The organism is Streptomyces sp. NPDC002574, from assembly GCF_042889545.1.
In the GTDB taxonomy this organism is placed as follows: Bacteria; Actinomycetota; Actinomycetes; order Streptomycetales; family Streptomycetaceae; genus Actinacidiphila.
In genome coordinates, this window is the sequence record NZ_JBIARB010000024.1 from 35,129 (window position 1) to 52,791 (window position 17,663).

16 protein-coding genes are annotated in these 17,663 nt (G+C 71.4%); 6 read left to right on the forward strand and 10 right to left on the reverse strand.

From position 1 onward, the window contains the following. The first annotated feature begins 243 nt into the window (after window positions 1-243). The 5 genes from ACFYXS_RS37910 to ACFYXS_RS37930 all read left to right on the forward strand — a co-directional run bounded on the left by ACFYXS_RS37910 (window position 244) and on the right by ACFYXS_RS37930 (window position 3,816). Complete coding sequence (locus ACFYXS_RS37910; protein WP_389256348.1) at window positions 244-963, forward strand: RNA polymerase sigma factor; 720 nt, start codon at window positions 244-246, stop codon at window positions 961-963. Then, complete coding sequence (locus ACFYXS_RS37915) at window positions 960-1,181, forward strand: hypothetical protein (protein WP_389256349.1); 222 nt, start codon at window positions 960-962, stop codon at window positions 1,179-1,181. The genes ACFYXS_RS37910 and ACFYXS_RS37915 overlap by 4 nt, the downstream gene beginning before the upstream one ends. A gap of 429 nt (window positions 1,182-1,610) precedes the next feature. Next, window positions 1,611-2,096, forward strand: a complete 486-nt coding sequence (locus ACFYXS_RS37920) for a peroxiredoxin family protein (protein WP_389256350.1) — start codon at window positions 1,611-1,613, stop codon at window positions 2,094-2,096. Between the two features lie 97 nt (window positions 2,097-2,193). Then, complete coding sequence (locus ACFYXS_RS37925; RefSeq protein WP_389256351.1) at window positions 2,194-3,036, forward strand: TIGR03621 family F420-dependent LLM class oxidoreductase; 843 nt, start codon at window positions 2,194-2,196, stop codon at window positions 3,034-3,036. Window positions 3,037-3,264: 228 nt separating this feature from the next. Beyond that, window positions 3,265-3,816, forward strand: coding sequence for a YciI family protein (locus ACFYXS_RS37930; protein WP_389256352.1), 552 nt, complete (start codon window positions 3,265-3,267; stop codon window positions 3,814-3,816). Window positions 3,817-3,841: 25 nt separating this feature from the next. Here ACFYXS_RS37930 and ACFYXS_RS37935 read toward each other — a convergent pair whose 3' ends face one another. The 6 genes from ACFYXS_RS37935 to ACFYXS_RS37960 all read right to left on the reverse strand — a co-directional run bounded on the left by ACFYXS_RS37935 (window position 3,842) and on the right by ACFYXS_RS37960 (window position 11,167). Next, the gene (locus ACFYXS_RS37935; RefSeq protein WP_389256353.1) at window positions 3,842-5,488 is read right to left on the reverse strand and encodes a DEAD/DEAH box helicase; all 1,647 of its coding nucleotides are present in this window, start codon (window positions 5,486-5,488) and stop codon (window positions 3,842-3,844) included. An 86-nt stretch (window positions 5,489-5,574) separates the two neighbouring features. After that, the gene (locus tag ACFYXS_RS37940; RefSeq protein WP_030069301.1) at window positions 5,575-5,778 is read right to left on the reverse strand and encodes a cold-shock protein; all 204 of its coding nucleotides are present in this window, start codon (window positions 5,776-5,778) and stop codon (window positions 5,575-5,577) included. A gap of 245 nt (window positions 5,779-6,023) precedes the next feature. Beyond that, window positions 6,024-6,206, reverse strand: a complete 183-nt coding sequence (locus ACFYXS_RS37945) for a formate dehydrogenase subunit delta (RefSeq protein WP_389256354.1) — start codon at window positions 6,204-6,206, stop codon at window positions 6,024-6,026. Window positions 6,207-6,237: 31 nt separating this feature from the next. Continuing rightward, the gene (gene fdhF, locus ACFYXS_RS37950; protein ID WP_389256355.1) at window positions 6,238-9,072 is read right to left on the reverse strand and encodes a formate dehydrogenase subunit alpha; all 2,835 of its coding nucleotides are present in this window, start codon (window positions 9,070-9,072) and stop codon (window positions 6,238-6,240) included. Beyond that, window positions 9,069-10,685, reverse strand: coding sequence for a formate dehydrogenase beta subunit (locus tag ACFYXS_RS37955; protein WP_389256356.1), 1,617 nt, complete (start codon window positions 10,683-10,685; stop codon window positions 9,069-9,071). The genes fdhF and ACFYXS_RS37955 overlap by 4 nt, the downstream gene beginning before the upstream one ends. Further along, window positions 10,682-11,167, reverse strand: a complete 486-nt coding sequence (locus ACFYXS_RS37960) for an NAD(P)H-dependent oxidoreductase subunit E (RefSeq protein WP_389256357.1) — start codon at window positions 11,165-11,167, stop codon at window positions 10,682-10,684. The genes ACFYXS_RS37955 and ACFYXS_RS37960 overlap by 4 nt, the downstream gene beginning before the upstream one ends. Before the next feature lie 457 nt (window positions 11,168-11,624). Here ACFYXS_RS37960 and ACFYXS_RS37965 point away from each other — a divergent pair, with 457 nt between their 5' ends. Next, entirely contained in the window at window positions 11,625-12,314 is a 690-nt protein-coding gene (locus ACFYXS_RS37965) for a GntR family transcriptional regulator (RefSeq protein ID WP_319665586.1), read from the forward strand. Window positions 12,315-12,345: 31 nt separating this feature from the next. Here ACFYXS_RS37965 and ACFYXS_RS37970 read toward each other — a convergent pair whose 3' ends face one another. From ACFYXS_RS37970 to frc, 4 genes are all read right to left on the reverse strand, one after another. Continuing rightward, window positions 12,346-13,125, reverse strand: coding sequence for an acyl-CoA dehydrogenase family protein (locus ACFYXS_RS37970; protein ID WP_389256358.1), 780 nt, complete (start codon window positions 13,123-13,125; stop codon window positions 12,346-12,348). A 204-nt stretch (window positions 13,126-13,329) separates the two neighbouring features. Continuing rightward, window positions 13,330-13,893, reverse strand: a complete 564-nt coding sequence (locus ACFYXS_RS37975; protein WP_389256359.1) for a beta-class carbonic anhydrase — start codon at window positions 13,891-13,893, stop codon at window positions 13,330-13,332. Window positions 13,894-13,899: 6 nt separating this feature from the next. Next, complete coding sequence (locus ACFYXS_RS37980; protein ID WP_389256360.1) at window positions 13,900-16,227, reverse strand: FdhF/YdeP family oxidoreductase; 2,328 nt, start codon at window positions 16,225-16,227, stop codon at window positions 13,900-13,902. A gap of 55 nt (window positions 16,228-16,282) precedes the next feature. Next, window positions 16,283-17,533 (reverse strand): formyl-CoA transferase, encoded by a 1,251-nt coding sequence (gene frc, locus ACFYXS_RS37985; protein ID WP_389256361.1) that lies wholly within the window; start codon window positions 17,531-17,533, stop codon window positions 16,283-16,285. Between the last annotated feature and the right edge of the window lie 130 nt (window positions 17,534-17,663).

Genomic DNA, 17,663 nt, shown 5'->3' on the forward strand with positions numbered 1-17,663 from the left:
GAAAGGACACGACAGGAGAGTCACCCTCTTCATGACCGGCACCAGGCCTCAGGGCGCGGTCCTGCGTCGCGAGCGCCTCGACCACTGGTATGTCGAGGAGTGACGGGCCGCACGGGATGCCGGTGCTCCGGAGAGGCTGGTCGACAACCGCACCGGCGCGGCCCGGCTGGAGAAGCCGCCCACCGAGGCGGAGAACGAAAGGCTGCGGTGCCGGAGCCGTCTGCCCAGGAGGCTGCAGGCACCATGGCGAACAGCACGGCCAAAGCCCATGCCGGGCCCGAGCAGGCCGCGCCGATGCCGCCCGCCGGCGCGATGACCGGGCCCGGCAGCGCGATGCGCGCCGGACTCGATCCGGACTCCGACCAGTGGGTCCGTGCCCTGAAGTCGGAGGGACGCCTCTACGAGCAGGCCTGTACCCGGCTCCACGAGGTACTGCTCCGGATCGCGCGCTCCGAGATCGGCCGCCGCAACGCCCACAACATCACGGGTCCCGAGCGGGACGACCTCGCCCACCAAGCGGCCGCGGACGCCCTTCTCGCGATCACGCGCAAGGTCGGGCAGTTCCGCGGCGAGAGCAAGTTCACGACCTGGGCCTTCAAATTCGTGGTCCTCGAGGTCTCGGCCAAGCTCGGCCGCCACTTCTGGCAGACCCCGGGCATCTCGCTGGACACCGAGGAGTGGGACCGGCTGCCGGACTACTTCGGTGTCGACCCGGCCGCCGAGACCGAGGCACGCGACTTGCTGGCAGGTCTGCGCGCGGCCGTGGACGACGTCCTCACCGATCATCAGCGGCGCGTCTTTGTGGCGCTCACCGTCAACGGCGTGCCGCTCGATGCGCTGGTGGACAAGCTCGGCACCAACCGCAACGCCGTCTACAAGACCATGTTCGATGCACGCAGCAGACTGCGGGATCGGCTGACCGCCCTGGGGTACCTGGACACGAACACAGCGAGGCGCCCGTGAACACGACGAAGCTGGAAATGTTCCTGCAGACCGATCCCCGTGACGTCGGCTGCGAGGAAGCCTTGGAAGTCCTGCACATCTATGCGGAGATGTCCCCGGGCGACCGGCGGAGTGGCCGGATGGCGGGTGTGGAGGCCCATCTGCGAGCGTGCGGCCCGTGCTCGGAGGACTATCAGGGGCTGCTGGCCGCCATCGCCCTGGCCGCGGACGACCTCTGACAACCGGCATCTCCAGGCGGCCGGTCATGGTGACCGGCCACGCCGATGGCCGCGCGCAGCGGCACGGCACACGCGTACCCCGCTCGCCTTCGCGGTACCTCTGCGGCGATGACGTGATCATGCCGTTCCGGGCGGAGGGCTGCGCAGAATCCATCCGGGATTCCCGGTAAGAATCCGTTCCTGGGCGCCGCTGATCGAGTATGGACAGCCCGAGGAGGACGGAGAGGTGAAGGCCGTCCACGCCTTCGCCCGCCCGGCCACCAGCGGGGCCGAAGACCCTGCGCCGCGGAATTCACCGCGTCGGCGATGGCCGAGCGGGCTGTCCCGGCCGTTCCGAGGGCCGGTTGCCCCGTGTCCCACCGGCGCACGCTCAAGAGCCTTCGAGGCAACCGCAGCGATCAAGCGAATCCGTACGACAGGAGAAACACCATGAACGACGCCCTGCGCCCCGGGGACTCCTTCCCGGCGATCACCGTCACCGTTCCCGGCGGCGAGCAGGTCTCCCTGCCCGACACCTTGCGGGGAGGCTTCGGCGTCGTGCTCTTCTACCGGGGCTCCTGGTGCCCGTACTGCAAGGGCCAGCTGCGGGCGTTCCAGCGTGCCCGGGAGACCTTCGAGGAACTCGGCGTGAAGGTCGTCGCACTGTCCGTCGACGATGAGGCCACCACCCAGGCACTGGTCGACCATCTCAAACTGACCTTCCCCGTCGGCCACAGCGCGGACGCCAAGGCCCTCGCCGAGGTCACCGGGGCCTTCGTCAACGACGACCCCGAGCACCTGCAGTCCACCGGCTTCGTCCTCGACCCGCAGGGGCGGGTCGTCGTGGCCGTCTACTCCAACGGTGCCATCGGCCGCCTGGTCCCCGAAGACGTCGCCGGCCTCATCCGCTACGTCAAGGAGCACCCCGCGCAGTGAGCACCAGGGTCCCGCCAGGGAATCCTCCCTGGCGGGACCCGCTTGCGGAGGCCCGGTGCCGCATCGGCTCACCCACTCAGCAACACAAAGGGTTGTCATGACCAATCACGCGTTCCGTTTCGGCGTCAGTCTGTTCGAGGTCGGCTCCCGGTCGGCCTGGCGCGCCCGTGTAAGGGAGGTGGAGGACCTCGGGTACGACGTGCTTCAGGTGCCCGACCACCTGGGCATGGCCGCGCCGTTCCCGGCGTTGGTGGCCGCGGCCGACGTGACGAGCATCCGGCTGGGCACGTTCGTACTCAACGCCGCCGTTCTCAGCCCCGCATACCTGGCCCGGGATGTCGCCGAGGTGCAGCGCCTCACCGACGGCCGCCTCGAGCTGGGGCTCGGTGCCGGCTACGTCCCTGCCGAGTTCGAGGCCATGGGCCTGCCATTCGGCACCGGGGGAGAGCGACTGCGGAAACTGGAAGCGACGCTGGCGGCGACGCGGACGCTGCTTGACGCGGAGGCCGGCAATCCCCTGCCGCCGATCATGCTGGGTGGCGCAGGCGACCGCATGCTGCGTCTCGCCGGCCGCGAGGCCGACATCTTCAGCTTCTCCATCATGGCCGGGGTCACGGCTGGTCTCGCCCCGGAGGACGCTCTCGCCCGCCGCATCCAGGTGCTGCGGGAAGCCGCCGGCGACCGCTTCGACGACGTCGAACTGAACTTGTTCGTCGCGGCAGTGGGCGAGAGCGCGGAAAAGGTCGACCTCGCGATCATCCGCCAGGCCAGCGGCCTCGACGACGCCCAGCTGACCCGACTGCCCGGCGTGCTGCTCGGCTCGCCGCGTGAGATCGCGGACCGGCTGCTGCGGTACCGCGAGGAGTTCGGCCTCAGCTACATCAGCGTCCTGGAGCCGCACATGGCCGCATTCGCCGAGGTCGTCAAACACCTGCGCTGACGCTCGGACCCAGGCGAGAGGCCGAGATCTTGGCGGGGAACGCGGTGGGCGTTCCCGCCGTTCCCCGGGGTTCACCGGCGGGACCTGCGGCGTCGCGGGATCCCGGTCGCACGCGACAGGCCGACGTCACGTACACCGAGCCGGGTTGACGGACACTCAGAGTTGACGGGCAGTCGCCGCGGTGAAACCCGCTCGACCCGGGCGGCCCTCTGAAGGGACCCTGCGGGCATGGAGTTTCTCTGCTACCACCGCGACCGGCCCGGTTCCATGGTTCTGCGCGACGAGCTACTCGAAGCGCACTGGTCCTACATGGACCAGTACGCGAAGGAGATGATCGCCCGGGGCCCCACCCTCGCCGACGACCTCGACACAGCCACCGGAAGCGTGCACATCCTCGACCTGCCCGACCCCGCCGCCGCCCGCGCGTTCGCCTTCGAGGAGCCCAACTACCAGGCCGGCGTCTACCGCGACGTGCTGCTGCGCCGGTGGCGCAATGTGCTGGGGCGCACCATGTGGGACTTCCCCGGCGGCCCGACCGGGGGCGACCGGTTCCTGGTGCTCGGCCTCGGCGCGGGCCAGGCGGTCGACCTCGTCCCGCCGCCCGGCGCGGACGACCTGATCGCCTACGGGCCGCTGCTCTCCGACGACGGCAGCGCCTGGCTGGGCACCGCGGTGCTGCTCCGGGCCCCGGACCCGGAGACGGCGCGTGCCGTCCTCACCGCGGACCGGTACGCCGCCGTCGAGGTGCACCACTGGCAGTTCGGCGGGCGGCCGTCCTGACCCCGGGTGCCCCGGGGCCGTCCGCTCAGTTCGCGGAGGAGCGGCGGCCTCCCCGGCCGCCGCGGCCCTCGCCGCCGCCCGTGCCGTCGCCGGAGGCCGGACGCCGCCCGGTGCCGCGGGCGGGCTTGCCGGAGGCGGCACCGCCCGACGTACCCGAGGCGGTACGGCCGCCGGTGGCGCGGCCCGCCGTGCCCGCGGCGCCGCGGGACGCCGTGCGGCGGCCGGAGCCGGCCGCGGCGCGGCGGTCCGCACCCTGACCGGCGGTGCCGGTCCCACCGGCGGTCGCGCCGCCGCCACCACCCGTACCGCTGCGCCGCCTGCGGCTGGGCCGCTTGCCGGGCTCGGAGGTGCGGGGGGCCGGAGCGGCCGGCTGGGGGACCTCGATGGTGATGGCCACGCCGGACGGCTCACGGGCACCGGTGATGGTGGCCAGTGCAGCGTCGCTGGACGTGACGCGTGCCGTACGGGGGCGGATGCCCGCGTCCGACATCAGCCGGGTGACGTCCCGCTTCTGCTCGGGCAGGACCAGCGTGACCACGCTGCCGGAGCCGCCGGCGCGGGCCGTGCGGCCGCCCCGGTGGAGGTAGTCCTTGTGGTCGGTCGGGGGGTCGACGTTCACGACGAGGTCGAGGTCGTCGACGTGTATGCCGCGGGCCGCGACGTTCGTGGCGACCAGCGCGGTGACCAGACCGGTCTTGAACTGCTCCAGGGTGCGGTTGCGCTGCGGCTGGGAGCGCCCGCCGTGCAGTGCCGCCGCGCGGACGCCGACGGACAGGAGCCTCTTGGCGAGCCGGTCGGCGGCCCTCTTGGTGTCGATGAAGAGGATGACCCGGCCGTCGCGTGCCGCGATGCGCGCGGTGACGGCCTTCTTGTCGGTCTCGTCCAGGACGTGGAGCACGTGGTGCTCCATGGTGGTCACCGCGCCCGCGGACGGGTCCACGGAGTGCACCACGGGGTCGGTCAGGAACCGCTGCACCAGCCGGTCGATGTTGCCGTCCAGGGTGGCCGAGAAGAGCATGCGCTGTCCGTCGGGCCGCACGCGCTCGATCACCTTGGTGATCTGCGGCATAAAGCCCATGTCCGTCATCTGGTCGGCCTCGTCCAGCACCGTGATGCGGACGTCGCCGAGCAGGCAGGCGCCTTGCTCCACCAGGTCGTTGAGCCGGCCGGGGGTCGCCACGAGGACCTCGACGCCGCGCTTGAGCGTGGCGGCCTGCTTGGTCAGGGACAGCCCGCCGACCACCGTGGTCAGCCGGAGGTTCACGGCCGTCGCGTACGGGGTCAGGGCGTCCGTCACCTGCTGGGCGAGCTCGCGGGTGGGGACCAGGACGAGGGCGAGCGGCGCCTTGGGCTCCGCGCGCAGTCCGGCCGTGCGCGCCAGCAGCGCCAGCCCGAAGGCGAGGGTCTTGCCGGAGCCGGTGCGTCCGCGTCCGAGCAGGTCGCGGCCGGCGAGCGAGTTGGGCAGCGTGGCGGCCTGGATGGGGAAGGGGTCGGTCACGCCCTGCGCGGTGAGGGTCTTCAGCAGCCCCGCGGGCATGTCGAGGGCGGCGAAGTCCTCGACGGGGGGAAGCGCCGGCGTCGTGCTTTCCGGCAGCCGGAACTCGCGCGGCGGCGCCGCGGAGGGTGCGGGCGACGACGTACGCCGGGTCGGCTTCTGGGGCCTGCGGGACATGCGGTTACTGCCTTCCTGGAACCAGCGCAAACCGGGGTCCGCACCAAAGCGGTGCGGACCCCGGTGAGCAGATACGCGTCCGGCGATCAGGCGGGGACGATGTTCTCCGCCTGCGGGCCCTTCTGGCCCTGCGTGACGTCGAACGAGACCCGCTGGCCCTCCTGGAGCTCACGGAAGCCCTGGGTCGCGATGTTCGAGTAGTGGGCGAAGACGTCGGGGCCGCCGCCGTCCTGCTCAATGAAGCCGAAACCCTTTTCGGCGTTGAACCACTTCACGGTTCCCTGTGCCATGACTCTCTCCTTCAGTAGGCAGAGGCCCCATCCGGAGATGCCGGAGAACAAATAATGCGCCTGAAGGAGAAGTCACTCCCGTCAGGCGCACATAGATCTATGGGTACCACAACTGCAACTTCCAGAACCCTAGCACAGCGCGGTCGCCGGACCGCCGCTCCCCCGGCGCCCGCGCCTGTGAGCCCGCCCACAGCGGCAGGCCGGGCGGGGCGGGGCCGGTCCGGGTCAGGGCCGGCCCCGCGCGGTCAGCGCATGAGCCGCACCGCGGCCACCACCAGGGGGTCCAGGCCGTCCGCGCCGGTGTCGACGTAACTGAAGAGCCGGGCCCGCATCCGCGGGTCCCAGAACCTGCCGATGTGGCCCGCGACGGCCTCGGCGGCCTGCTCGCCCGGCAGGTGCACGAGGTTCGCGGCGATGTCGTTGGCCATCCGCCGTTCCGACGGCACTCCCGCCGCCACGTCAGTCCCCCACCGTGAGCAGACCGTCCTGCGCGGGCTCGGTGTTCCCGGGGCTTTCGGCGGGCTCGGGCCGAGGCGGCCGCGCCAGCCCGACCTGCACGGCGGTCACCTTGTACTCCGGGCAGTTGGTCGCCCAGTCCGAGTTCTCGGTGGTGACCACGTTGGCGCCGGTCACCGGGTGGTGGAACGTGGTGTAGACGACCCCGGTCGGCATGCGGTCGGAGATCTCCGCGCGCAGTGTCGTCTGCCCCACGCGGCTGGCCAGCGTCACCATGTCGCCGTCGGTGATGCCGCGGACCTCGGCGTCGTGCGGGTGCAGTTCCAGGATGTCCTCGGGGTGCCAGGCGACGTTGCCGGTGCGGCGGGTCTGCGCCCCGACGTTGTACTGGCTCAGGATCCGGCCGGTGGTCAGGACCAGCGGGAAGCGCCGGGTGCTGCGCTCGCTGGTCGGCACGAAGGTGGTGACCACGAACCTGCCCTTGCCCCGGACGAACTCGTCCACGTGCATGATCGGCGTGCCTTCCGGAGCCGCCTCGTTGCACGGCCACTGGACGCTGCCGAGCTTGTCCAGCACCTCGAAGGAGACGCCCGTGAAGGTGGGCGTGACCGCGGCGATCTCGTCCATGATCCGGCTCGGGTGGTCGTACGCCATGGGGTAGCCCATGGCCGTGGCGATCTCGCTCACGATCTGCCACTCGTGCTTGCCCGTCCTCGGCTTCATCACCGCGCGCACCCGGTTGATCCGGCGCTCGGCGTTGGTGAAGGTGCCGTCCTTCTCCAGGAAGGACGCGCCGGGCAGGAAGACGTGCGCGAACTTGGCCGTCTCGTTGAGGAACAGGTCCTGGACGACGACCAGTTCCATGGCCGCCAGCGCGGCCGTGACGTGCTTGAGGTTCGGGTCGGACTGGGCGATGTCCTCGCCGTGGACGAACAGGCCGCGGAAGGTGCCGTCTATGGCCGCGTCGAACATGTTGGGGATCCGCAGCCCGGGCTCGGCGAGCAGGGTGCCGCCCCACAGGTTCTCGAACACCTTGCGCACCGCGTCGTCGGAGACGTGCCGGTAACCGGGCAGTTCGTGCGGGAACGACCCCATGTCGCAGGAGCCCTGCACATTGTTCTGGCCGCGCAGCGGGTTCACGCCGACACCGTCGCGGCCGAGGTTGCCGCACGCCATCGCGAGGTTGGCCATCCCCATGACCATGGTCGAGCCCTGGCTGTGCTCGGTGACGCCGAGGCCGTAGTAGATGGCCCCGTTGGGCGCCTGCGCGTACAGCCGTGCCGCGGCGCGCAGTTCCTCCGCCGGCACACCGCTGATCTCCTCGGCCGCCTCCGGGCTGTTCTCCGGGCGGGCGATGAACTCCGCCCACGCCTCGAAGTCCTCGCAGCGCTCGTCCACGAAGGCCCGGTCGACCAGGCCCTCGGTGACCACCACGTGCGCCATGGCGTTGACGACGGCCACGTTCGTGCTCGGCCTGAGCTGGAGGTGGTGCGCGGCCTCGATGTGCGGGGAGCGCACCAGGTCGATGCGGCGCGGGTCGACCACGATGAGCTTCGCGCCCTCGCGCAGCCGGCGCTTCATCCGTGAGGCGAACACCGGGTGCCCGTCGGTGGGGTTGGCCCCGATCACCATGATCACGTCGGCCTGGGCCACCGACCGGAAGTCCTGGGTGCCCGCGGACTCGCCGAAGGTCTGCTTGAGTCCGTACCCCGTCGGGGAGTGGCAGACCCGGGCGCAGGTGTCGACGTTGTTGTTGCCGAAGGCGGCGCGCACCATCTTCTGGACGACGTAGACCTCCTCGTTCGTGCACCGGGAGGAGGTGATGGCGCCGATCGAGCCCGATCCGTACCGCTGCTGGAGCTCGCGCATCCGGCGGGCGACGGTGCCGATGGCCTCGTCCCACTCGACCTCGCGCCACGGGTCGGTGATCCTCTCGCGCACCATGGGCCTGAGCACCCGGTCGGGATGCGACGCGTAGCCGAAGGCGAAGCGGCCCTTGACGCAGGAGTGGCCCTCGTTGGCCCCGCCGTCCTTGTACGGCACCATGCGCACCAGCTCGTCGCCGCGCAGCTCGGCCTTGAACGAGCAGCCGACGCCGCAGTACGCGCAGGTGGTGACGACCGACCGGGTCGGCATACCGAGCTCGACCACCGACTTCTCCTGGAGCGTGGAGGTCGGGCAGGCCTGCACGCAGGCCCCGCAGGAGACGCACTCGGAGTCCATGAAGGTTTCGCCGGCGCCCGCGGAGACCTTGGAGTCGAAGCCGCGCCCCTCGATCGTGAGCGCGAAGGTGCCCTGCACCTCGCCGCAGGCGCGGACGCAGCGGGAGCAGGCGATGCACTTGGACGCGTCGAAGTCGAAGTACGGGTTGGAGGTGTCCTTGGGGGCGTCGAGGTGGTTCTCGCCCTCGTAGCCGTAGCGGACCTGCCGCAGTCCGACGACCCCGGCCATGTCCTGCAGTTCGCAGTCGCCGTTGGCCGGGCAGGTGAGGCAGTCCAGCGGGTGGTCGGAGATGTAGAGCTCCATGACGCCCTGGCGGAGCTTCTCCACCTTCGGCGTCTGGGTGCGCACCTGCATGCCGTCGGCCACCGGTGTGGTGCAGGAGGCGGGGGTGCCGCGGCGGCCGTCGATCTCCACCACGCACAGCCGGCAGGAGCCGAACGGCTCCAGGCTGTCGGTGGCGCAGAGCTTGGGGATGTCGATGCCCGCGAGCGCGGCGGCGCGCATCACGGAGGTGCCCTCCGGCACCGCCACCGGCATCCCGTCGACCTCCACCGACACCGTCGCCGCGCCGGGCCGCTCCGGTGTGCCGAAGTCGGGTTCCTTGAGAAGTGTCATGCCGTGCCCTCCGTCCTGGCGCCACTGGGCTGCCGGTGCCGGCTCCCCTGGCCGGTGTCGCGGTCGAGGAAGTCATCGGGGAAGTGGGCGATGGCGCTGCGCACCGGCATGGGCGTCAGGCCGCCCATCGCGCACAGCGAGCCGTCGGTCATCAGCTCGCACAGGTCCTCCAGCAGGGCGAGGTTCTCGTCCCGCTGCTGACCTGCCACGATCTTGTCGATCACTTCGACGCCGCGGACGGAGCCGACGCGGCAGGGAGTGCACTTGCCGCACGACTCCTCGGCGCAGAACTCCATCGCGAAGCGGGCCTGCGCGGCCATGTCGACGCTGTCGTCGAAGACGACGACGCCGCCGTGGCCGAGCATGGCGCCCGCAGCGGCGAAGGCCTCATAGTCCATCGGCAGGTCGAACATCGTCGTCGGCAGGTAGGCGCCGAGCGGCCCGCCGACCTGGACCGTGCGCACCGGGCGCCCGGAGAACGTCCCGCCGCCGTAGTCCTCGACCAGTTCGCGCAGGGTGATGCCGAACGCGGTCTCGACGATGCCGCCGCGCGCGATGTTGCCGCCGAGCTGGAACACCTGGGTGCCGCGCGAGCGGTCGACGCCGAGCTCCTGGTACGCCTTCGCGCCGTGCGACATGACGACGGGCACGGTGGCGAGGGTGAGGACGTTGTTGACGACGGTCGGCTTGCCGAACAGGCCCTCGATCGCGGGGATCGGCGGCTTGGCGCGCACCGTGCCGCGCTTGCCCTCCAGGCTCTCCAGCATGGAGGTCTCCTCGCCGCAGATGTACGCACCGGCGCCGACCCGCACGTGCAGGTCGAACTCCAGCCCTGATCCGAGGATGTCCTTGCCGAGCCAGCCGTGCTCCCGCGCGCTGTCGATGGCCGCGCGCACGGTGGCCACCGCGTCGGGGTACTCCGAGCGGATGTAGAGGTAGCCCTCGCGCGCGCCGACGGCGTGCGCGGCGATCGTCATGCCCTCGATGAGCATGAACGGGTCGCCCTCCATGACCATGCGGTCGGCGAAGGTGCCGCTGTCGCCCTCGTCGGCGTTGCAGCAGACGAACTTCAGCTCGTCGTCGCAGCCGAGTACGGTCTTCCACTTGATGCCGGCGGGGAATCCCGCGCCGCCGCGGCCGCGCAGTCCGGAGTCGGTGACCTCGGCGACCACGTCCGCGGGGGCGAGTGCCAGCGCCGCGCGCAGCCCTTCCAGCCCGCCGTGCGCGAGGTAGTCCTCCGCCGACAGCGGGTCGGTCACGCCGATTCTGGCGAAGGTGACCCGCGTCTGCCGGGCCAGCCAGGGCAGTTCGTCCACGATGCCGAGGCGCAGCGGATGGTCGGCGCCCTCCAGCAGGCCCGCGGTCAGCAGGCCCTCCACGTCAGAGGGGGCGACCGGTCCGTAGCCGACACGGCCGGCGGGGGTGGCCACCTCGACCAGCGGCTCCAGCCAGAGCATGCCGCGGGAGCCGTTGCGCACCACCTCGACGGGCAGCTCCCGGCCGGCGGCGGCGTGGCGCAGCGCGTCCGCGACCTCGTCCGCGCCGACGGACCGGGCGGCCGAGTCGCGGGGGACGTACACCGTCACGGCGGGATCCGATGAGCGCTGTGTCATGCGACCGTCCCCTTGAGGATCGAGCCCAACCGGGCGGCGTCCACTCGTCCGTACAGCCGGCCGTTCACCTCGGCCGAGGGCCCGAGGGCGCAGTTGCCGAGGCAGAAGACCTGCTCGACGGTCACCGAGCCGTCGGCGGTCGTGCCGCCCGGCCGCAGCCCGGCTTCGCGGGCGTAGTCCATCAGGCTCTCGGCGCCCAGGGCCTGGCACGCCTCGGCGCGGCATATCCGCACGGTGGTCCGCCCCGCGGGCTCACGGCGGAAGTCGTGGTAGAAGGTCACCACTCCGTGGACGTCCGCCCTGGAGAGGTTGAGCTCGTCGGCGAGCACCGCGACGGCCTCCTGCGGCACACAGCCCAACTCGGCCTGGACGGCGTGCAGTATGGGCAGCAGCGGCCCTCTGTGGTCCCGGTGGTCCGCCGCGACGGTCCGGACCACCTGCTCGACGGACCCGCCCGTCCCGCCCGCGCTCCCCGGCGTCATGACCGCTCCGCCTTCGTGGCGCGCGGGATTCCGGGCGCGGGGTGCTCAACTGCCGTCCGACACCTTCGGTACACACACATTCGGGCCCCTTGACCTCTCCTGCGGATGCGCGGGGTCCGTGACCGACGTACAGAGCCGCTTCGGTTTTCAGGCGGTGCTGGCGGTACTCCTAGGACAATAACGCATACAAGCTTCTGCATACAGAATCCCGCAACACTTTTGTCGGCCCGGCAGGCCGGCCGCCGGCGCCGCGCAGGACCCCGCGTGGCGACACCCCGCGGCGACGCCCCGTGCGCCACGTCCGGGCGACGCCGACACACCGCCCCCACACCGGCAGCACACGCCATGTTGCATACCAAAACCTGTATACTGAGGCGTTGCCGCCGACATCGCCCCTCGGCGGAATCCACTGGCAGAGCCGTCGGCCCATCAGGCTCGCCGGCAGAACGGGGAAACGATGCGCGAGGCCCTGACGGCGGCGGCCACCCACCGCGTCGCCCGCCCTGCACCGCTGCGCCAGGCCGTCCACGACGCGCTGATCGAGCTCATCATCAATGGCACCCTCACCCCCGGCCAGCACCTGGTCGAGGCCGAGCTCGCCGAGCACCTCGGCGTCAGCCGCCAACCCGTACGCGAAGCCCTCCAACGACTCCAAACGGACGGCTGGGTCGACCTCCGACCCGCACAGGGAGCCTTCGTCCACGCTCCCACCCAGGAAGAGGCCGCCCAACTCCTCAGCGTCCGCGCCGTCCTGGAGACCTACTCGGCCGAACTCGCCGCCCGGAACGCGACGCCCGCGGACGTGGAACGTCTCTGGGAGCTGCACCAAGACGGCGTCGACGCCCTCGCCGGCGGTGACGTCGAGCGTCTGGTCACGGCCAACATCGCGCTGCACGCCTTCATCACCTCGGTGGCGGGCAATGCCGTACTGGCCGAGCTCATCTCGCAGGTGAGCCGGAAGGTGCGCTGGTACTACACGCCCATCGCCAAGCCCCGCGGCAAGGAAGCCTGGAACGAGCACGCCCAGCTCATCAGGGCCATCGCCAAGGGCGACGCCGGCCGCGCGAGCGAGATCATGCGCAAGCACACCATGCGCACCGGCGAGTACCGCACGGCGGTCGCCGCGAAGGCCGGCCGGGAGGGCTGACCGCGGTCGCCCGCACGCCGCGGCCCCCGGCTCAGGTCGACGCGAGGGAGCCGGCGGGACGGCCGGCGGAGTCCCGGGAGGCGACGGCCACCGAGGGGTGGACGGCGTCCGTGCCGATGGCGGACCGCAGTTCCAGCAGCCACGGCACGACGGTGCGCAGCAGGATGCCGAGCCCTTCGCCGTCCTCCCCCAGCATCGCGTCCGCGGGGACGAGGACCGGGTCGGCGACCACGGTCGAGGTGGCACTGCCGTGCGGCCCTCCCCCGTCCGCCCGGGCGGGGACGAAGAGCTCGGGGGCGTGCGCGGGGACCGTCCACAGCGTCAGGCCGTCCTCCGCGGCGAGCGGCCGGGACGACCACACATAGCTGTCGGCCTCCCCCGCGGAGACCACCTCGCGCTTGTGGGCGCGCAGGGCGACCACGTCGCCGGTGCGGGAGGCCGTGGAGCGCGGGGCCCACTCCCCGGGGACGCCCTCGGTCAGGGCGAGGCTGCCCAGGTGGCGGCCGGCGGCGATCTCGCCCCGGAGCCAGGGGCTGCCGTACGCCTCGACGACGGCGACCGCCGCGTAGTGCGACTGGAGCACGGCCGCGGTGGCCGCGCAGGCGCGGGCGGTCCTGGCCACCACCTCGGCGGCGTCGGACAGGCCCAGCCCGCCGCCGCCCAGGTCCGCGGAGACGGTGAGTCCGAGCAGCCCCGCCCGGCCGAGGGCCGTCACCGAGGCGCGCGGGAACCTCCCTTCGCCGCCGGTCCGCTCGGCGGAGGGCTCGATGACGCTGCTCAGGACGCGGGAGAAAGCGGCGTGGTGCGACACGGGGTGCCCCCTCGGGAGTCGTCGCCGGTCCGCTGTCGGCCGGCGGGAGTGCGGAGAGTCGTGGTTCCTGGGCGTACGGGGCCGGTCCGCGCGGCAATCGCCCGCGCCGGCCGGCCCCGCCGCCGTGCGCGCCGGCCGTCTGCCGGGGCTGCGGTCCCGCAGGCCCCGGCCGGCTGCCGTCCGCAGGCCCGCGCGCACGTCTGCTCAGGGCTGCGCTTCGCCTCGGGGGTCGATCTCCCGTAGCAGCCCCGTCGACACGTCGAACACAAAGCCGCGGACGTCGTCGGTGTGCGGCAGGAACGGCGAGGTGCGCACCCGCCGCATCGACTGGCGTACGTCCTGGTCGACGTCCTGGAACGCCTCCACGGCCCACGCGGGCCGCTGCCCGACCTCCCGTTCCAGTTCCTGCCGGAAGTCCTCGGTCAGGCTCTCCAGGCCGCAGCCCGTGTGGTGGACGAGCACGACGCTGCGGGTGGAGAGCGCCCGCTGACTGATCGTCAGCGAGCGGATGGTGTCGTCGGTGACCACACCGCCCGCGTTGCGGATGGTGTGGCAGTCGCCCAGTGCGAGGCCGAGGGCGGCGTGCAGGTCGATGCGCGCGTCCATGCAGGCCACGACGGCCACCCCCAGGACGGGGCGGGCCCCCATGCCCGGGTCGGTGAATCCCGTGGCGTACTTCCGGTTGGACTCCACGAGGCGGTCGATGACCGCCTCCGGGCCGGTGGCGCCGCCCGTGGACTGCGCGGGGCGGTGCGTCGACGTCGACATGCTGGGCTACCTCGTTCCGGTCGTGGGGGGCGAAGGGACCCGTGCCGCGGTGCCGGACGGTTCGAGCCGGACCACGATTCCCTTCGATGTCGGGGTGTTGCTGATGTCGGCCACGCTGTCCAGCGGCACCAGGACGTTGGTCTCCGGGTAGTACGCGGCGGCGGACCCCGGGGTCGTGGGGTAGGGCACCACCTGGAAGTCCCGGGCACGGCGTTCCACCCCGTCGTGCCACACGCCCACCAGGTCGACGTGGTCACGGTCGGCGAGGCCGAGGGCCTCCAGGTCGACGGGGTTCACCAGGACGACGCGGCGGCCTTCGTGGATGCCTCGGTAGCGGTCGTTCATCGCGTACGGGACGGTGTTCCACTGGTCGTGCGAGCGCAGCGTCTGCAGGACGAGGTGCCGCTCGGGGGCCTGGACCATGGTGAAGTCGTTGCACGTGAAGACCGCCTTGCCGCTGGGGGTGGGGAACGTCCCGTGGTTGACCGGGTTCGGCAGCAGGAAGCCGCCCGGCTCGGCCACCCGTGCGGTGTAGTCGTGGAAGCCGGGCACGACCCGGGAGATCCGGTCCCGGACGGTGCCGTAGTCCGCCTCGAACGCCGCCCAGGGAAGGGACGGGGAGTCGCCGAGGGTCCGGGCGGCCAGCCGGGAGATGATCGCCACCTCGCTGAGCAGCGTGCCGGAGGCGGGCTCCAGCCGGCCGCGGGAGGCGTGCACCTGGCTCATCGAGTCCTCGACGGTGACGAACTGCTCGACGCCGCCCTGGACGTCCCGGTCGCTGCGGCCGAGCGTCGGGAGGATCAGCGCCGTCTCGCCGCAGACCGTGTGGGAGCGGTTGAGCTTGGTCGAGATGTGCGCGGTGAACCGGCACGTGCGCAGCGCCGCCTCGGTGAGGTCGCTGTCGGGGGCGGCCCGGACGAAGTTGCCGGCGACGCCCACGAAGACCCTGGCCCGGCCGTCGCGCATGGCCCTGATGGAGTCCACGGTGTCCCAGCCGTGCCGGGCGGGCGGAGTGAAGCCGAACTCCCGCTCCAGCGCGTCCAGGAACGCCTGCGGCATCCGCTCCCAGATCCCCATCGTGCGGTCGCCCTGCACATTGCTGTGGCCGCGCACGGGGCACACCCCCGCGCCCGGCTTCCCGATGTTCCCGCGCAGCATCAGGAAGTTGACGACCTCGCGGATGGTGGGGACGCCGTGCTTGTGCTGGGTCAGGCCCATCGCCCAGCAGACGATGACACTGCGGCTGCGCAGCACCCGCTCGTGCAGCTGCTCGATCTCCTCGCGGGTCAGCCCGGTGGCCTTGCGGACGTCGTCCCAGTCGGTCTTGCGGGTGTGCCGGGCGAACTCGGCGAAGCCGGTGGAGTGGGTGTCGATGAACTCCTGGTCCAGCACGGTCCCCGGCGCGGCGTCCTCGGCTTCCAGCAGCAGCAGGTTCAGCGCCTGGAACAGCGCGAGGTCGCCACCGGGCCGGATCTGCAGGAACTGGTCGGCGATGGGCGTACCGCGGCCGACGATGCCGCGGGCCTTCTGCGGGTGCTTGAACCGCATCAGCCCGGCCTCGGGCAGTGGGTTGACGGCGACGACCTGGCCGCCGTTCCGCTTGGTCTCCTCCAGCGCGGAGAGCATCCGCGGGTGGTTGGTGCCCGGGTTCTGGCCCACGACGAGGACCAGGTCGCTGCCGTGGATGTCGTCGAGGGACACGCTGCCCTTGCCGATGCCCAGGGTCTCGTTGAGCGCGGAGCCGCTGGACTCGTGGCACATGTTGCTGCAGTCGGGCAGGTTGTTGGTGCCGTAGGCCCGGGCGAAGAGCTGGAGGAGGAAGGCGGCCTCGTTGCTGACCCGGCCCGAGGTGTAGAAGAGGGCCTCGTCCGGGGAGTCCAGGGCGCGCAGTTCGCCGGCGAGCAGGTCGAGGGCGCCGTCCCAGCCGATCGGCTCGTAGTGGTCGGAGCCGGGCCGCTTGACCATGGGCTCGGTGAGCCGTCCCTGCTGGTTGAGCCAGTAGTCGGACTTCCCGTCCAGCTCGGATATCGCGTGTTCCCGGAAGAAGTCCGCGGTGACCCGGCGCGAGGTCGCCTCGTCGCCGATGTGCTTGGCGCCGTTCTCGCAGTACTCCTGAAGGTGCCGGTGTTTCGGGTCCGGCTCCGGCCACGCGCAGCCTGGGCAGTCGAAGCCCTTGGCCTGGTTGATGTTCAGCAGGGTCAGCGCCGTCCGCCGGACGGTGGTCTGTCCGAGGGAGTACTGGAGCGCGTGCGTCACGGCGGGCAGTCCGGTCGCCCAGGTCTTGGGCGGGGTCACCTCCAAGTGCTCGTCGGTGGGGTCCTCGATGGTGCTCATGGTCTGGCCTGTGCCTTTCTGCTGCTGCCCCGGTACCGGCGGATCGCGGTGACCGTCAGATCACGCCCTGCGCCCGCAGGGCGGGCAGTTCGTCCTCGTCGAGGCCGAGTTCGTGGTGGTAGATGTCGTGGTTGTGTTCGCCGAGGAGGGGGGAGCGGTGGATGGTGGTGGGTGAGTCGGAGAGTTTGAGGGGGTTGCCGACGGTGGTGTAGGTGCCGCGTTGGGGGTGCGGGACGTCGACGATGATGTCGTTGGCCTTGAGGCTGGGGTCTTCGATGATTTCCTTGGTGGACAGGACGGGCCCGCAGGGGATGTTGTGGGCGTTGAGGTGCTGCAGGACGGACCATTTGGGTTGGGTGGCGGTCCATTCCTCGATGAGTTGGAACATTTTGGTGAGTTTGGGGAGTCGGGCTTCGGGGGTGGCCCATTCGGGGTCGTGGGCGAGTTCGGGCCGGCCGATGAGCCGGGTGAGGGGCGGCCAGCCGGTGGGTTGGACGATGACGTAGACGTAGTCGTTGGGCCCGCCGGGGGCGCATTTGACGGCCCAGCCGGGTTGTCCGCCGCCGGAGGCGTTGCCGGAGCGGGGGACTTCGTCCGCCGAGGCGGTGTCCTGGGGGTTGGGGTATTCGGCGAGGGGGCCGTGGGTCAGGCGCTGCTGGTCGCGGAGTTTGACCCGGCACAGGTTGAGGACGGCGTGTTGCATGGCGACCTGGACGCGTTGGCCGCGGCCGGTGTGCGTGCGCTGGTAGAGGGCGGCCAGGATGCCGGCCACCGCGTGGATGCCGGTGCCGGAGTCGCCGATCTGGGCGCCGGTGGCAAGCGGTGGTCCGCCGTCGAAGCCGGTGGTGGCCATGGATCCGCCCATGGCCTGGGCGACGACCTCGTAGGCCTTGAAGTCGGTGTAGGGGCCGTCGCCGAAGCCCTTGATGGAGGCGTAGACCAGGCGTGGGTTGATGGAGTGGATGTGCTCCCAGGTGAAGCCCATCCGGTCGATGGCGCCCGGGGCGAAGTTCTCCACCATCACGTCACTGCGGGCGATCAACTCGGTGAGGAGTTCCTTGCCGCGTGGTGTCTTGGTGTTCAAGGTGATGCTCCGCTTGTTCGCGTTGAGCATCGTGAAGTACAGGCTGTCCACGTCCGGCAGGTCCCGCAGCTGACCGCGGGTGATGTCACCGCCCGGCGCCTCCAGCTTGATCACGTCCGCACCCAGCCACGCCAGCAACTGCGTCGCCGACGGCCCCGACTGCACATGCGTCATGTCCAGCACACGAACACCCTCAAGAGCCCTGCTCACAGCTGCCCCCATTCACGCGTTCACCGATCGACCGACTGACTGAACGGCTCCACACTGTAGATTGCATACCGTATGGAGTTCTCCTCATGGTCGCGGCAGCCGCGATGGATGTCCAGGGGGCGCCGGGAAAGATTTCCCTCCG

Excerpts from the sequence above, each read along its gene's own strand:
- ACFYXS_RS37960 (WP_389256357.1), bottom strand. The coding sequence starts at position 11,167 with ATGACGCCGGGGAGCGCGGGCGGGACGGGCGGGTCCGTCGAGCAGGTG.
- ACFYXS_RS37980 (WP_389256360.1), bottom strand. The coding sequence starts at position 16,227 with ATGAGCACCATCGAGGACCCCACCGACGAGCACTTGGAGGTGACCCCG.
- ACFYXS_RS37975 (WP_389256359.1), bottom strand. The coding sequence starts at position 13,893 with ATGTCGACGTCGACGCACCGCCCCGCGCAGTCCACGGGCGGCGCCACC.
- frc (WP_389256361.1), bottom strand. The coding sequence starts at position 17,533 with ATGGGGGCAGCTGTGAGCAGGGCTCTTGAGGGTGTTCGTGTGCTGGAC.
- ACFYXS_RS37930 (WP_389256352.1), top strand. The coding sequence starts at position 3,265 with ATGGAGTTTCTCTGCTACCACCGCGACCGGCCCGGTTCCATGGTTCTG.
- fdhF (WP_389256355.1), bottom strand. The coding sequence starts at position 9,072 with ATGACACTTCTCAAGGAACCCGACTTCGGCACACCGGAGCGGCCCGGC.
- ACFYXS_RS37940 (WP_030069301.1), bottom strand. The coding sequence starts at position 5,778 with ATGGCACAGGGAACCGTGAAGTGGTTCAACGCCGAAAAGGGTTTCGGC.
- ACFYXS_RS37925 (WP_389256351.1), top strand. The coding sequence starts at position 2,194 with ATGACCAATCACGCGTTCCGTTTCGGCGTCAGTCTGTTCGAGGTCGGC.
- ACFYXS_RS37945 (WP_389256354.1), bottom strand. The coding sequence starts at position 6,206 with ATGGCCAACGACATCGCCGCGAACCTCGTGCACCTGCCGGGCGAGCAG.
- ACFYXS_RS37910 (WP_389256348.1), top strand. The coding sequence starts at position 244 with ATGGCGAACAGCACGGCCAAAGCCCATGCCGGGCCCGAGCAGGCCGCG.
- ACFYXS_RS37955 (WP_389256356.1), bottom strand. The coding sequence starts at position 10,685 with ATGACACAGCGCTCATCGGATCCCGCCGTGACGGTGTACGTCCCCCGC.
- ACFYXS_RS37920 (WP_389256350.1), top strand. The coding sequence starts at position 1,611 with ATGAACGACGCCCTGCGCCCCGGGGACTCCTTCCCGGCGATCACCGTC.
- ACFYXS_RS37965 (WP_319665586.1), top strand. The coding sequence starts at position 11,625 with ATGCGCGAGGCCCTGACGGCGGCGGCCACCCACCGCGTCGCCCGCCCT.
- ACFYXS_RS37935 (WP_389256353.1), bottom strand. The coding sequence starts at position 5,488 with ATGTCCCGCAGGCCCCAGAAGCCGACCCGGCGTACGTCGTCGCCCGCA.